Annotated in this window: 13 protein-coding genes and 1 pseudogene; 4 read left to right on the plus strand and 10 right to left on the minus strand. The window is 49.8% G+C overall.

Going from position 1 to position 14,772, the window contains the following annotated elements; genetic code table 11:
* Nucleotides 1-362: 362 nt before the first annotated feature.
* Both GHN86_RS17585 and GHN86_RS17590 read right to left on the minus strand, forming a co-directional pair.
* On the minus strand, nucleotides 363-1,763 hold the full coding sequence (locus GHN86_RS17585) for a DEAD/DEAH box helicase (RefSeq protein ID WP_153387042.1): 1,401 nt from the start codon (nucleotides 1,761-1,763) through the stop codon (nucleotides 363-365).
* On the minus strand, nucleotides 1,760-2,347 hold the full coding sequence (locus GHN86_RS17590; RefSeq protein ID WP_153387044.1) for a hypothetical protein: 588 nt from the start codon (nucleotides 2,345-2,347) through the stop codon (nucleotides 1,760-1,762). The genes GHN86_RS17585 and GHN86_RS17590 overlap by 4 nt, the downstream gene beginning before the upstream one ends.
* A 101-nt stretch (nucleotides 2,348-2,448) precedes the next feature.
* Between GHN86_RS17590 and GHN86_RS17595 the strand changes: the two genes are divergently transcribed.
* Nucleotides 2,449-2,655: a helix-turn-helix domain-containing protein gene (locus tag GHN86_RS17595; RefSeq protein ID WP_127929401.1), complete on the plus strand. Its 207-nt coding sequence runs from the start codon at nucleotides 2,449-2,451 to the stop codon at nucleotides 2,653-2,655.
* Between the two features lie 145 nt (nucleotides 2,656-2,800).
* Here GHN86_RS17595 and GHN86_RS17600 read toward each other — a convergent pair whose 3' ends face one another.
* The 5 genes and pseudogenes from GHN86_RS17600 to GHN86_RS23445 form a co-directional block, all read right to left on the minus strand.
* On the minus strand, nucleotides 2,801-3,148 hold the full coding sequence (locus tag GHN86_RS17600) for a hypothetical protein (RefSeq protein WP_153387046.1): 348 nt from the start codon (nucleotides 3,146-3,148) through the stop codon (nucleotides 2,801-2,803).
* 1 nt (nucleotide 3,149) lies between these two features.
* Nucleotides 3,150-5,471, minus strand: coding sequence for a hypothetical protein (locus GHN86_RS17605; RefSeq protein WP_153387048.1), 2,322 nt, complete (start codon nucleotides 5,469-5,471; stop codon nucleotides 3,150-3,152).
* Entirely contained in the window at nucleotides 5,434-7,086 is a 1,653-nt protein-coding gene (locus GHN86_RS17610) for a hypothetical protein (RefSeq protein WP_153387050.1), read from the minus strand. Before GHN86_RS17610 ends, GHN86_RS17605 begins: the two co-directional genes overlap by 38 nt.
* A complete protein-coding gene (locus tag GHN86_RS17615) occupies nucleotides 7,083-8,171 on the minus strand; it encodes a site-specific integrase (protein WP_323369987.1) in 1,089 nt (362 codons plus the stop codon). The genes GHN86_RS17610 and GHN86_RS17615 overlap by 4 nt, the downstream gene beginning before the upstream one ends.
* Before the next feature lie 313 nt (nucleotides 8,172-8,484).
* Nucleotides 8,485-8,613: pseudogene (locus tag GHN86_RS23445) on the minus strand (tRNA 2-thiocytidine(32) synthetase TtcA); the annotation flags it as partial.
* Nucleotides 8,614-8,879: 266 nt separating this feature from the next.
* Here GHN86_RS23445 and GHN86_RS17620 point away from each other — a divergent pair.
* A complete protein-coding gene (locus GHN86_RS17620) occupies nucleotides 8,880-9,482 on the plus strand; it encodes a Yip1 family protein (protein WP_153376903.1) in 603 nt (200 codons plus the stop codon).
* 73 nt (nucleotides 9,483-9,555) lie between these two features.
* The gene (locus GHN86_RS17625) at nucleotides 9,556-10,050 is read left to right on the plus strand and encodes a SprT family zinc-dependent metalloprotease (protein ID WP_153376902.1); all 495 of its coding nucleotides are present in this window, start codon (nucleotides 9,556-9,558) and stop codon (nucleotides 10,048-10,050) included.
* A 50-nt stretch (nucleotides 10,051-10,100) separates the two neighbouring features.
* On the opposite strand, the gene GHN86_RS17630 is transcribed toward GHN86_RS17625, so the two are convergent.
* The 3 genes from GHN86_RS17630 to GHN86_RS17640 all read right to left on the minus strand — a co-directional run bounded on the left by GHN86_RS17630 (nucleotide 10,101) and on the right by GHN86_RS17640 (nucleotide 13,913).
* Nucleotides 10,101-11,435: a dicarboxylate/amino acid:cation symporter gene (locus GHN86_RS17630; protein ID WP_153376901.1), complete on the minus strand. Its 1,335-nt coding sequence runs from the start codon at nucleotides 11,433-11,435 to the stop codon at nucleotides 10,101-10,103.
* 454 nt (nucleotides 11,436-11,889) lie between these two features.
* Nucleotides 11,890-13,239, minus strand: a complete 1,350-nt coding sequence (locus GHN86_RS17635; RefSeq protein WP_323369079.1) for an ATP-binding protein — start codon at nucleotides 13,237-13,239, stop codon at nucleotides 11,890-11,892.
* Complete coding sequence (locus GHN86_RS17640; RefSeq protein WP_122784656.1) at nucleotides 13,236-13,913, minus strand: response regulator; 678 nt, start codon at nucleotides 13,911-13,913, stop codon at nucleotides 13,236-13,238. Before GHN86_RS17640 ends, GHN86_RS17635 begins: the two co-directional genes overlap by 4 nt.
* A 101-nt stretch (nucleotides 13,914-14,014) precedes the next feature.
* Here GHN86_RS17640 and GHN86_RS17645 point away from each other — a divergent pair, with 101 nt between their 5' ends.
* Nucleotides 14,015-14,758, plus strand: a complete 744-nt coding sequence (locus tag GHN86_RS17645; protein WP_153376900.1) for a 4'-phosphopantetheinyl transferase family protein — start codon at nucleotides 14,015-14,017, stop codon at nucleotides 14,756-14,758.
* The last annotated feature ends 14 nt before the right edge of the window (nucleotides 14,759-14,772 follow it).

Consider the following 14,772-nt stretch of genomic DNA (forward strand, 5'->3'; position numbering starts at 1 on the left):
GATATACTGAAGGAAAGCTTTTGCTTGTTCCTCTGCGGTCAAAATCGTGGGGCGCGGACGTCGCAACAATCTAACCGCTTTCGGGATGTCCCCCCAAGTGCCTCCAAATCCTTTTTGCTGCTCGCTCATTTTCGGTCAGAGCTGAGTCAAATTGTAGTGGCCATCAACGCCTTGATGAACCGCGCTTTCTTACGCCTGTTTTTCTGTTTTCGCACAAGGGGTTTCTCGCATTGGCACCAACGCAGCGCTGCCACTAGCAAAATTAACTTTGGGGGGCTGGCATTTTGTGTCCGCTAGGTCGGTGAACTGTGAAGCAGAAGCTGAACTTTTCCAATCACAACCACGCTAATGAGCTCATGCTCTCAATACACGCTCAGAAGCTGGGTTCGGTAGTGCTGAGAAAAATTGAGTTCATACAATGCGGGTTCAGACGAGCCGAGAATCGAAATTGCGTGATCGCTACCAATTCGGGAAAAGGGTCCGCCCATTGAGCCTCCTAAGATGGCGATCTCAATGCCGCTAGGATCGTCTGAATGGTCGTTAATCTGCTCGTCGCACCCAAACTGCGAAGCTCGTACGACACTCAAAACGGCATGATCATCGGGCAAGTCATCGGCCAAACGCTCCGAGTACTGCTGCAGCGATGGTTCCGCGAGAACATATAACCAAGCTTTTCCATCCGCATCACTTGAGCGCCTGAGGATTCTGCCCAAGACTTGGCGATAGTGCAGTTCGGTACGTATACGACTTAGATGACAGCAAACCTGCAGCCTGGGTATGTCCGTCCCCTCGCTGATCATGCCAACCGCAATAATCCACGTGCAGCCACCATGTCGAAAATCATTGATGACCTGCTGCGCGTTTGGCGTCTTATTGGTCACGACCTGACAAACCTCCCCCTGAGCACGCATAAGGTCAGCTATGCGGTGAGCGTGCTCAATGTTTGTCGCAACCACCAGGCCCCCGGCTTCCGGATGTCGTTCACGTATTTCGCGAAGCTTTGTACACCCTAAAAACAGAATCTGCCGCAGGATATCGTCATGAAAAAGCAGATCTTCATAAGATACGGGTGACTCAGAAAGTAGCCTGGCAATACTCGGATACGTAGTGACGGTGCCTTCTGTTGATAGCGGTTCAGTTAACCTCACCATATTGTTATCCAATAGGACGATACGCGGTGACCGACATACGCCGTCAGCGATTGCCTCCTGCAGGCCATATCGGTAATCACAGATCAGCACCCCGTCTGATTGAGAATATCGAGCAAGCGCTATTGCCTTCTGGTCAGACCTCCAGGGTGTCCCCGAGAGCGCAAGAGTGAAGGTGGCGCGATCTTGAATCCTTTGCACAATCTGCTGACCCCATGCATTACTTAACAGCAAGTCATGGCCGGCGCAGTGATGGATTTCATCGAAAACTGCGAACACCCTATAGTCGTCGAACAGCTTCCAGAACGCTGCGTCTCGATATTCCATCCCCTGATACGTGCAAACAGCACCTACGGCACCTATCAATCCATCCAGGCGCTTCCCTAGAGCGGCGGAGAATGCTTTCTGAAATCCATCCATTGTTTGCCGTGACGGAGCAAAGCAGAGAATCAGATCTATCTTATCTTGCTGGAGCAATTGCCTAGCCAACTCCGCTGCCATTTTCGTCTTGCCAGCGCCAGGAGTTGCTTGGCAAAAAAAATGAGGTTGCTGGATGAAGTGCTGCATAGCCAACGTAATGCAGTCGTGCTGCCATACCCTGAGAGTGGAATTCATGTGGCAGAAATCGCCTTAAGCGTATTCTCGATTGCACGAACGTGACCAAGGAGCTTTGAACTTCTGTCACGGACTTCTAGATATACCCCTTCAAGACGCCCCTTCAGATGTGGGATCTCCTCAAACAACTGCTTGTAGCGCTCGGTCTCGCCCAAGGATGAGAGCAGATCAAGCCGGGTCTCCTTCAGCATCACTTGAAGGCGGGCTTGGTCGTCTTGCTCTTCCCTTGGGTTAGACGTAAGGCATGGTCTTTCTCTTCCCTCGTCTGCGTGAACATCCAGCGAATTGACGCTCTTGGAGAAGTTCCCATCTACCAGTACGAGCTGCAGCCGTTGCGGCATATCCAACAAACGAAACACTTGCCCCCGCTTCTGGCGCTGCTCTGCCGTCTCCGCCCAGCCAACGCGAATTAGCCTACGGAGCTGTTCATAAACATAGACGCGCACATCCGCGAGCCGAAAGCTTGAGGGAGGAAGGAGAGCTGCATATGCGTCTCTCAACTGGCGGGTCGTGAATTCCTCAGGAAAATGCATACAAAGCAGAGAATGGAGCTGCCTGTCGAATTCGAATAAATCTTGTTTCATGCAGGCGCCTCAGTGATCTTTAACAAAAATACGGATTATAGTCCGTGGCCGAATCGTCCGCAAACGCTCGATAGTCTTTCCTCATGTGTGTCGAGGCGGCTATGGGGAATCTGGCGAAAGAATTAGGGAAAAAGATCAGGCAAGCGAGAAAAGCAAAAGGTTTATCGCAAGACGTCTTCGCTCTGATTTGCCAAGTTGACCGAAGCTACATGGGCCGAATTGAGCGAGGTGAAGTCAATATTACGGTCGAAAAGCTATACCAAATTGCCGAAAGCCTGGAATGTGGCCCAGCAGACCTATTACCGTAGAAAATATTTAAAAGATAAATTTTAGACTAGACAACACTTAACCGCTGCATAAAACTTGATCACCCCAGTTGTCTAGGACTTCTTAGACACTTGTATTTCCTCAGGCCTCTTCTTAACTAAAGCATAGAGATCCAGATTTGGAATATCATTCGCATTCAAAATGCATTCTTTCAATCATTCGTAATTGCTCCGCATTATTTTTTTTTAGCACCTCAACCTCAGCCTTTAAGTGCTCTATCTGCTTATCCAACTTCACATCAGAAGCTGTGATCCTTGTATAGAACGAAGGTGACAAACCTCGAAGTTGCGCTTTTTTGTTTTTGAACGATGTACTTATACCCATATAAGTGTATAGAGTTTGTCTTGTGGTTTTTATTGCGAGTTCAAGTTCAACCTTTGCCACTAGCGCATCCCAAGTAAGCTTACCTGCCCACTTAATCAGCATAATCTCTATCTTACGTTGCGCTTGGGCAGAAATTTTTGGTTCCACCACGTCACACCTCCTTATCGGACAGTCCGAAAGACGAAAAAAGAGAGCGTAGCTGAGGATTGGTGTTTGCCGTAGCGTTCATACCGTCATTTTCAATCAAATTTTTCAGGCGTGTCTCAAAATTTGGGAGGGCACAGGCAACACTTTTTATGGCCATCGTATCTAAATCGATCAAATTGAATTCAGATTTTTTGCTCGAGTAACGAATTGTCGTACCTGCGGAACAACTTTTCATCAAATCAATTAACATTGAAAGAACATGAGTATTTCGAGAGTGAATAACATACCATTTTTTCATTGCCTGAGATGAGGGTAGACGAAGATCCTCTGCCACGGACTCTAACCTCACAACTTGAAACGATAAATCTTTCTCAAACAACTCTATAGAACTCACATCGCCGGCAATGTGGCAAGTCTCTGGACATAGAAAGCACTGGGAGACGAAATCATTCAAATAATTACATGGAGTCACATTTAGATTTTGAGTACAAAGCCCCGTAGAAGTAAGCGACGCCGGTAGATTTGTAGCTCTAGTAAGCTGCTCTTGAGAGACCACCCTAATATAACGATTGTCGATATCAGGTGGATTCATTATGGCACTCACCCTGCCTGCCTTCTCTTCGTCACACGTATGGATATAAGTATGAGTTTGCTCAGAATTTTTTCTACCAGACCAAGCAGTTATTATTTCTACCGGGATGCGACTTAAATCCGCGAGGGTATTGGATAAATGTCGCAAACTATGCGGGGACAGTGTTAATTCCGAGGAAAATCCGTAACTTTGAAAAATTGACTTTATGTTTCGACTAAGGCCAATTCTAGATGAAACCGATCTCCCTAGAGATGCAAGAGGTACTACTGAATACTTCGACTTTTGAAATATTTTCCCACCGGTGCCTCCTTTCGAGGATGTCCCATAAAGCCAGCTTCCCAAGCAGCAAAACATTGCATTTTTTATACTGATACTTGACTCGCCGCTAGAAAATGAAAATGGAAACTCTGGAAGAATATTTTCCTTGTAAAAGGAAATCCACCAACTTTGAACCTCTCCGACTGTGATAGTGATTTTATCGAAAAACACCCTAGGCATATTAGAGTATCCGAATAATAGCGGTAGCGCTGATAAAGAGGCAGAATCGATATATGAGACAGATAGCCGATCTTCAGGCTGCAAAGACCAAATTTGTTTCATTTCAAAGCATTGACTTCTTTTAGTCCGGTTAATGAAAGTTAGATCAACACCTTCCTTCAGTACCGGAACGCATTGATTAACTCCATAAAACCCTAACGCATAACCTAACGTAAAAAGATTGGGTTGCTGAGTCAAAGACGAATTGCGCTTTAGTTCTGGCGCAATTTCGAACTCTCCGAGCAGTCGGCTCAAGCTTTGGTTAGGCTTTTCGTAATACCTACACAATACTCTTGCCGGTTCACATGCCTTAAAAAAGTAATTCGTAGCTTTCGTGATTGGTTCAGCTAGCGCCGAAAGAACATGATTTTTATTGTTCCTATATCCTTTGCTTCCAATCCAATCGAGATAATAGACTGGTACCCCATCTCCTTCGGAATAGCAGTTAAGCTGTTGTTTAGGAAGGAGCGGTATTTCCGCAGAAGTGCGATTAGGTGAGGCCAGAGACAAGATGGCAAACGTAACAACCAAGGCATCATGCATTTTAATGCTCTCACCAGGAAGAAGCGTTCCAAATTCATCAACATGTTCAAACACACATGAGAATATATTGCCCAGAGCAAGAACTGTCGTGATATCCGGTAATTTCTCCAACGCGTGATCTAAAGAAGCATGCCCAGTTCTGTCTCTATTATCACTTCCCTTTAGGTCAATCTTTCGCATTACTCCCTTCTTAGTGCAAAAATCAAAAAATGGGCGTAGCCGGTCGACAGTTCTTAATCCTAAATTAAGTTCTCGAATCGCAGATTCTGATTGGGTGTATAGATCCCCTTCCATAAATGATAATAGTTTTCTAGCTGCGGACGTCAGCACTTTTTTTTCGCTGGCGGATAAATGCGTATTTACCACCTCGATTATCCACACTTTTATCAGATGACTATAGGGATAAGGAAGCGCATCTGTAGGTAGGTTACCGGCGCTACCCTTTCCCTTACGCCCATGTACTCCGCAAAGATACCTAGTTCGGCGACCGGTATTAGGGTCAATGTGGTACCAAATCAGATCATCAAATATCGCATTACCACCAGCCCCTTCAAATTGTTTTAGTTCGGCGTCACGATATGAGTCGATTAACGACTCTAACCGATCAAAGTACTTGTTAATCTTCAATTGCGCTCTGCCTTGGAAGGTTTTCATCGCAAACGGCTATTGTCAGTTTTACCCAAGCAATTTGTCGCTCCAATTTTTCAATGCTTCGGGTGTGAAGAGGGTTGATTAAGGAACTGCGATTTACCGCAAGCTTATTCTCTGCGAGCTCTAACACCGACCTGTGATCGGCCTCAAGTATTGGGCGAAAATTTGGGCACCCATAACACCCCAATGGTCTCCCCATTATTGTTGAGCAGGTAGTGCATGAACGCTTGTCTCTAGGGTTGCCAATAGGATTGAATTGATTGTCAAATATAGTTTCATCATCTGCCGAACCTACTGTTACATTAATGCTGAATGCCTTCCTCAGAAACTCATTGCCGATATATTTGGAGTCAATTTCCCGCCTAGATTTGTAGTCTAAGTCTATATAGTGCCTTGCAGCTGGCACAGTAACACCGGTTATTTTTGCCAACTGAGCAGCGGACAAACCATCCTGAGCGCCACGAGTTAATACGGTATGACGAATCCTATTGGAAGTGGCCATGCAATCTGCAGTTCGATCAGAGGTTACCGGAACCCATCTTATTGCGTTCGTCACAGCCCCCTCCGAAACGTGGTAGGCCGTAGAGCGTGAAGTGAAAAGACTTTTCAAAAAAACGATAGACTTAAAACGCACTTTAAAAAGGCTAGTATGAGGAAACATAGGCATATCAGTCATTAAATTCAACAGTTCGGACTTATCAACTTTGACTTCCAACGACTGCATTAACATTGCGAGTCCTTCCAACATAACTCTCTTATACTCTATAAGCACTTTTGAAAGATCATCGGAAATATAAATAGGATAGCGCTCGGGACACTCCCTCGAGAAGCTCATTCCTGTAGACTTTGCAATGAAGACTCTTAACTGCAGTGCTTGTCCGCCCATAGCACCAATTTCATCCGCATCACGAATTCCTGCATCATTAAAACTTGCACCTACAGGAATCAAATCGGACCATTTCAAAAAAGCAATTTGAATCGGCCTCCGCACAATAGAAAGCAATAACTTGTTAGTCACTAAATTTCTAAGGCGACCATAGAGCCCTGGCGACTGATAAAAGAGAAGCTTTCGATCATCGTCCCATTTAAACTCTTGAAGTTTAACATTTACTTCCTTAGCCAACGAATCAAACTCACTATCACTTAGCGCCCCACTGGATGAGTCGAGTGCATTTACACGCAGTTTATCCAAGTGCATGAAAGTAAACGAATGATACTCCTTAAACCTTTCATGGCCTTGCTTGGAGAGCGTTCCAAAAAATTGATTAAGCCCTTTCTTTTGGTTTGTTTTAAGCCCACTCCAAAGTGCTTTTATTCTGTCTAACGAAGGAATCCCCCCTGACATAAATGGCTTAACATTAGTATTTATACTGGACGCTGTGCTGGCAGCCTTGGTTCGGACGTAATATACAAAAACATCCAAAATTAAATTCTTTTCATCATCCGGCATAGCCGATGAGTGTACCCATCCTACGTAAAGGCTATGTCCTTTTCCATTGTGTGGGAGCACTACCCATACGTCATCTGCAGTATTTATCACTAGGCTAGATTTAGCCGTAACCAAAGAAGCTTTTTGTTTGCTAGCTTTTACTCCTTCCTGTTTCTTGTATCGAATCATTTTTTTTGATCTACTTTATGCTGGTGCGCTATTGATAACTCCCTCGCTTTCAATGCAAGTCGCCTGTCATTATAAACATTATTCATGGTTGTATTTTGCGACCAACCCATAGCATACTTCCTAATATCCTCAAGAAGAGTAGGATCAATACCACACCGCTCCCCCTTTTCATCGAATATTTCATTCCATTTGTGACGCAGCATATGAGGATGCACATGAATCCCCAATGCTGTAGAAATTTTCTGAAAGATTGAATTGATTGATTTCAGAGAAAGCGGTTGACCCGCGGTACCTTTTGAATCATTTTCGCTGACAAACAAAAAGTCATGATATTTAGCGCGAGGAAATACCTTGCGAAGGTGATCAATATAAAACTCAACTTCATGCATTAAATTTTTATCAACCGTAGCCAAGTGCGGTTTTGTTTTTTGATTGGGTTTTTCAGCACGTGGATCTGTTGAATCGTTTCCAGACCTATAGATAGATATCTGATCGTAAGTACCATAGAAATTGAAATCTGAAATTTTTAGCTTTCCCAGCGCACCTCTTCTGATGCCGCTTTGTGCTAGCAAATTGACGATCAGATAATTTCTGACCCTTGATGCTTTGAATGGATTATTAGGAGAAGAAGGCATTATCAATTCGAGTAACTTCAGGAAAATCTCATCCGGAAGGACCGACTCCTCAGCGCCACTTACTTGTTGACTTCCATTTCTTTGAAGTCCTTCTTCATCCAGTTTAATTTTAGCAATCAGCTTAGCAAATCGCTCACTTATTACCTTGTCAACCTCGTGCACTTCGTGAAACTGTTCAAATAGCCAATCAAGAAAACACCTAAGACGCCTGACGCGACCTTGCAATGTCTCGCTAGATACCTTTGCCATACCTTTCTGATTGGCGACTATGATATTTCTTAGATGTTTATCATTAACTATAAAGTGCTTCACATTAGAAGCCGCATCAAATGCGCCTTTGTGCAAACAACAACTATCGTAAAACTGCATATACTCTTTCAGCGAAATAAACTTTCCCGATGCAACCTGTGCTGGCAAATCGATACTCTTTTCTGAAAAGTACTGCAGCACGAACAACAGTTCATTTGCGTATCTAAATCTCGTATTAGCCGACTTAGAGGACAACGGACCATTGAGGTAGCACGAAACATATGGATCAATAGGGCAATCCGCGTCATCCACTAGGGTCACGAATGGTAACGAATTGAATTGATATCGCCTGAGTTTCATGATTGACAAAATAGTTAGTCCAATAACTAGTTCAGAAAAGGCTAGTCTGGAAACGAGCTTTGTCAAACGAAAAGAATATATGAATGTTACACAGCGGGCATTAAAGAGACGGCTTCTAACTTTTTTTACTTTACAAAAAATTTGTCGCTTATATCTTGCCGCCCGACAGGCAGACCATCACCTTATCGCCGTCTTCAATCATGTTGAAGTCAGCCACCGCCTCACCGGTCAATCGACGCAGGCGTTTCTGGAGTTTGATTTGAGAGACCGAAAGACTGCCCATAGCGCTTCAATTCCGCGAGTTAAGACCAAAAGCCGGGGATTTTACCCAAAATTGCGCGACGCACGAACCCCTTGCAACTGACTAAAGAGCCCAACGCAATTAAGTCCGGCGCTGAAAGCGCAATTGGCTCTAAAGGACCGATTTTACGGGCCACGACCTTTTCTATACTGCAATGCAAGGCCGCATGTCCTTCCTTGATCACATCACAGGCCAAGCGACCGGCACGTCCCACGGGGGACGATGCGCCCCCTGCAGGAGTGATAGCCATGATCCATCATGTTGTGGGCCTTTTTACCCATCCAGATCAAGAATGGCGCGACATACGCAGCGATGCGGAAGAAAGCATTGGCCATATGTACCTCACTCACACCTTGATTCTTGCCGCCATACCGCCTGTTTCGGCCTTTATCGGAACTACTCAGGTGGGCTGGGTGATTGCCAATCGCGCCCCGGTGATGCTCACCGTCGACAGTGCGCTGTGGATGACGCTGATGTCCTATCTCTGCATGCTCGCGGGCGTCGCCATCATGGCCGCATTTATTCACTGGATGGCCCGCACCTACGACGCACAGCCGAGCATGGCACGCTGCGTGGCGTTCGCCACCTACACGGCGACGCCACTGTTCATAGGCGGGGTGGCGGCCCTTTACCCGCATCTATGGCTGGGCATGGTCGTAGGCACCGCAGCCATTTGCTATACCGTGTATTTACTCTACGTGGGCCTGCCCACATTTATGAGCATTGACCCGGATGAAGGCTTTTTATTCTCCAGCTCTGTACTGGCCGTGGGCTTGGTGGTGTTGGTCGCGATCATGGCGTCAACCGTGATTGTCTGGGGATTGGGCGTAGGCCCGGTGTACACCAACTGACCGCTCGGCACTTTGCAGGTTCGGAACCCCGGCGGCTTGCGGCATAATCGTCGCCTCTGGAGAACCGAACCGCATGCCCGAGTTGCTAAATACCCGCGTCGAAGAGTGCTTTCAACAGGCTGAAGTGTTTTTCAAACGGCCTTTCAAACGCCCCGTGGTCAGCTTCAAGCTGCGTGGGCAAAAAGCGGGCGTCGCCCACTTGCACGAAAACCTGCTGCGTTTCAACCCGCAGCTGTACCGCGAAAACAGCGAAGATTTCCTCAAGCAGACGGTGGCCCATGAAGTCGCCCACTTGATCGCCCACCAACTCTTTGGGGAGCGCATCAGCGCCCACGGCGAGGAATGGCAGTTGATTATGCGCGGGGTGTACGAGCTGCCGCCCAATCGTTGCCACACCTACGCCATCAAGCGACGCACGGCAACGCGCTATATCTATCGCTGCCCTTGCCCGGACAGCGACTTCGCCTTCTCTGCCCAGCGTCACGGTCTGGTCAGGCAGGGGCGCGGCTATTTGTGCCGGCGCTGCCGCAGCACGCTGGTGTTCAGCGGCGAAACCCGGGTCGAATAAACAAGCAAAAAAAAACCCATCCGAAGATGGGTTTTTTTATCGCGCCAGACTTACTTGAGCAACGACGGTGCCGGGCCTTCAGCCACTTGCAGATCGTCCACCGGACGCATGTCATTCAGCGGGCTGCCACCGGAGGCCAGCTCGACTTGCAGCTTATCTTCGTCCAGCTCGTTGACCCACTTGGCAACCACCAATGTGGCCACCGCGTTACCGATCAGGTTGGTCAGGGCGCGGGCTTCAGACATAAAGCGGTCGATACCCAGAATCAGCGCCAGACCGGCAACCGGCAGGTGGCCTACAGCCGACAGGGTTGCAGCCAGTACGATAAAGCCGCTGCCAGTCACGCCTGCAGCGCCTTTGGACGACAACAACAGCACCAGCAGCAAGGTGATCTGATGGGTGATGTCCATGTGCGTGTCAGTCGCCTGAGCGATAAACACAGCCGCCATGGTCAGGTAGATCGAGGTGCCGTCGAGGTTGAACGAGTAGCCGGTTGGAATCACCAGCCCCACCACCGACTTCTGCGCGCCCAGACGCTCCATCTTCACCAGCATGCGCGGCAGTGCCGATTCGGACGAGGAGGTGCCCAGTACGATCAGCAGTTCTTCACGGATGTAGCGAATCAGCTTGATCACGCTGAAACCGTGAGCGCGGGCAATACCGCCCAGCACGATCAGCACGAACAGCACGCAGGTGATGTAGAAGCAGATCATCAACTGGCCCAACTGCACCAGCGAACCCACACCGTAGGCACCGATGGTAAAGGCCATGGCACCCAGCGCGCCGAGTGGCGCCAGCTTCATGATCATGTTGATGATGTTGAACATGACATGGGCGAAGCGATCGATAAAATCGAGTACCGGCTTGCCGTAGGCACCCAGGCGGTGCAGGGCGAAACCGAACATCACCGAGAACATCAGCACTTGCAGAATGTCGCCATTGGCGAAGGCGCCCACGATGGTCGACGGAATGACGTTGAGGATAAAGCCGACAATGCTTTGATCAGCACCAGCGGTCACGTAGCCGGCAATCTTGCTCGCGTCCAGGGTAGACACATCAATGTGCATGCCAGCGCCAGGCTGAACCACGTTGACGACCACCAGGCCGATCAGCAGCGCTATGGTCGATACCACTTCGAAGTAGAGCAAGGCATAACCACCGGTCTTGCCGACCGACTTCATGCTCTGCATACCGGCGATACCGCTCACCACCGTACAGAAAATGATCGGCGCGATGACCATTTTGATCAATTTGATAAAGCCATCACCCAAGGGTTTGAGCGCTACACCGGTTTCCGGGTAGTAATGGCCGAGCAAAATGCCGATAGCGATAGCTACGATCACTTGCACATACAGGGATTTGTACAGTGGCTGACGAGTCGTCATTGCAAAGTTCCTCAAGTGCATCACTCCATCATCATTCCATCTGAGACGGGCGATACCTAAAGCGCGAACCCTCCTGTACTTGGAGGGATTTGTTGTGTCGAGCTGCTCTAACGGCAGACCTCTCACGCTTATTGCAAGCGACGGGCCAAGATGGGCAAAAGGCTGATACGGCTAGGCTTGTAGGAAAAAAACCACAATACCCCAAGCCTAAGTTGGCGGGTTTCCGCCCTTTGAGGGGTGAAGCGAGAATGATATGGCGGGTTTCCGCCTTGACGGCTGGGTATTTGTAGTCGCTGACGAGGAACGAAGGCTGCGATAGGGAGGGACGAAGCGACTGTAAAATCTGATCACACACTCATGCTGATAGCTCGAGGGGGCTTTGATTTGCGAGCGCTGCGCACACGATCGCAGCCTTCGTACCTAGGCAGCGACTACGGGTTGGGGATTTGTAGTATCAGTTCGCAGCAGGAAAATGAATCCGGAACGCAGCCCCGCCCAATGAGGAGTCATCCAGAGTCAATTGTGCGTCGTAGCTTTCAATAATGTCTTTAACCACCGCCAGACCAATCCCCTGCCCTGCGTGCTGGCGATCAAGACGTTCGCCACGCTGCAGAATACGCGCCCGCTGATCTGCAGGTACGCCCGGCCCGTCGTCTTCAACGCAGACTTCTATACCATGGGCATTTCGATGCAAGCTGATGCGCACTTGGCCAAGGCACAAGCGATACGCGTTTTCGAGCAAATTGCCGAGCAACTCCAGCAACGCATTCTGTTCAATCGGGACGTGGCTCAACTCCGGTATGTCGTAACTGACCTTCACCTGCTTGTCGCGGTACACCTTACCCAGCGTGTCGCACAGGCTTTTAACCACCGGCAGTAGCTCAACCTGATGGCGCACCAAACCGCTTTTGCGCAAACTGGCCCGTTGCAGTTGATAGCTTATTTGCTGGTTCATGCGTTCAATCTGGGTTTGCAGCACCCATGCTTGTTCACGATCTTGCGGGCGCTGGGCCATGCTTTCGCTGACCCCTTGCAACACTGCCAGTGGGGTTTTCAAGCTGTGGGCCAGATCATCCAGTGAGTCCCGATAACGGGTGCGCTGCTCACGCTCGCTTTGCAGCAGACGGTTCAAGGAGCCGGTAAGGCGCAATAACTCGCGCGGATGCTGTTCGCTGAGGCTTTCGCGCTCGCCGCTTTCAATCTGGTCCAGCTCCTGACTCAAACGTCGCAAGGCACGTAACCCCCAGGTCAAACCAATCCACAACAGTGCCAGCAAAACAACCAAAGCGGCGCCAAACCCCAGGTAGAGGTTTTCACGCAGCCCGGCCAGGGTCATGTTGTATTCGCGCATCGGTTGCAACGCGACAAAGCTGAAGGCCGCGCTTTTGCCGCCCAGCAGCTTGACCTCCACGTCATAGACGAAAAATTCCTGCCCGTTGCCTTCGCGGATGCTCGCAAACTCATTGCCGCGCCCGTCGTAGCGCGGCGTGTAGTTGATGGTTTCTTCCTGAGTGGCCCGTGAGCGCCACACCAGATGACCTTCGCGGTCATAGATATAGCCGAGCAGGCGGCTGTCCGGCAGGTTAAATTGTTCATCCGGCAGCAGCGCCGGCATCTTCAATTTGTTTTTCTCGACCCGCGCCGCTGAAATCAGCGTGGTCACGTCCGATGCCAGTCGCTGCTCGATGGCATCCTTGAGCGCCAGACTGAACGCCCCTTGCATGGCCGGTAATAAGGCCAGCATAAACAGCACCGCCAACAAGGTGGCTGCCAGCATCAATCGAACGCGAAGCGAACGAATCACCGGCAGCGCTCAGTGAACAGGTAGCCCAAACCCCGCACGGTGTCGATTGGCTTAAAGCCGTTTGCCCCCTCAAGCTTGCGTCGCAGGCGCCCGACCAGCACCTCGATCACATTCGGATCACGTTCCTCGTCATCCGGGTAGAGCTGTTCCATCAGTCGGTCCTTGGCCACCACTTGCTGATGATGGCGCATCAGGTATTCAAGAATTCTGTACTCATAGGCCGTCAGCGCCAGCGGTTCGCCTTCCAGCACCGCTTGCTTGCGGTTGATGTCCAGCACCAGCTCACCCGCCACAATGGTCGACTGAGTAAAGCCGCTGGAGCGACGCAGCAAGGCGTTGAGCCGCGCTTCGAGTTCTTCAAACTGAAACGGTTTGACCACGTAATCGTCAGCGCCGGCGGCGAGCCCTTCAACTTTGTCCTGCCAGTTACCACGAGCTGTAAGAATCAGAATCGGAAAGGTCTTGCCCCGGGCACGAAGTTGGCGAATCAGGTCCAGCCCGCCCATACCGGGCAAACCGAGGTCGATCATGGCCAAATCGTGATTGAACTGTTCGCTTTGATACAACGCCTCTTCGGCATTGGCCACCGACTCAACGACATGTCCACGTTCGCTTAGACGGGTTTGCAAGTGATGGCGCAACAACGCCTCATCCTCTACCACCAGCAGTTTCATTGCGCTCTCCCATGCGAACCAGTGTCATACCTTAAGGGCTGAGCCCTGAACGGACTCTGAACAATTGCATAGCATGGCTCATCCCCTGCAAAATGCCCGGCATGAAACGACTTCCTGCCTTACCTGCCTGCTGCTCGACATTTCGCGCTGACTGGCCCTTGCCGCAAGCGTTACCGGGCAGCGTGTGGCTCAGTACCGAATTCAACCCAACCGAACTGAAGGCTGAAGATTTCGCCAACAGCGCTCTGGACATGCCTGCCAGTATTCAACGCTCGGTCGCCAAACGCCAAGCCGAATTTCTGGCCGGACGTCTGTGCGCGCGCGCGGCATTGCTGCAATTGGATGGCACCTGCGCATCCCTTGCCATAGGGCAAGACCGCGCACCGGTTTGGCCTGAGCACATCAGTGGAGCCATTACCCACAGCAATGGCCGGGCCGCCGCGTTGGTGGCTCTCAAGCGTGAATGGCAAGGCGTGGGCATGGATCTGGAGAACTTGCTCAGCGCCGAACGCGCCCAGCGACTGGCCAAAGAGATCCTCACGCCGGATGAGTTACAACGAATGGCAGCAGGCCCGGTTGAAGACATTGGATTGCTGGTAACGCTGACGTTTTCGGTCAAGGAAAGCCTGTTCAAGGCGCTTTTCCCGCTGGTACAAAAGCGCTTTTACTTTGAACACGCCGAAGTGCTGAGCTGGTCGCGGGCAGGGTCAGTACAGCTGCGGCTACTGACTGATCTTTCCCCGGAGTGGCCTTGTGGCAGCTTGCTTGACGCCCAGTTTTGCCTGTATGAAGAACAGCTGCTAAGTGTGGTGGCGATCAGAGGGCCTGCGCCCTCTGTCGCCTGACTCACCTAAAAGAG

Origin of the sequence: Pseudomonas helleri, assembly GCF_009600315.1 — a bacterium.
Taxonomy (GTDB): Bacteria; Pseudomonadota; Gammaproteobacteria; order Pseudomonadales; family Pseudomonadaceae; genus Aquipseudomonas; species Aquipseudomonas helleri_A.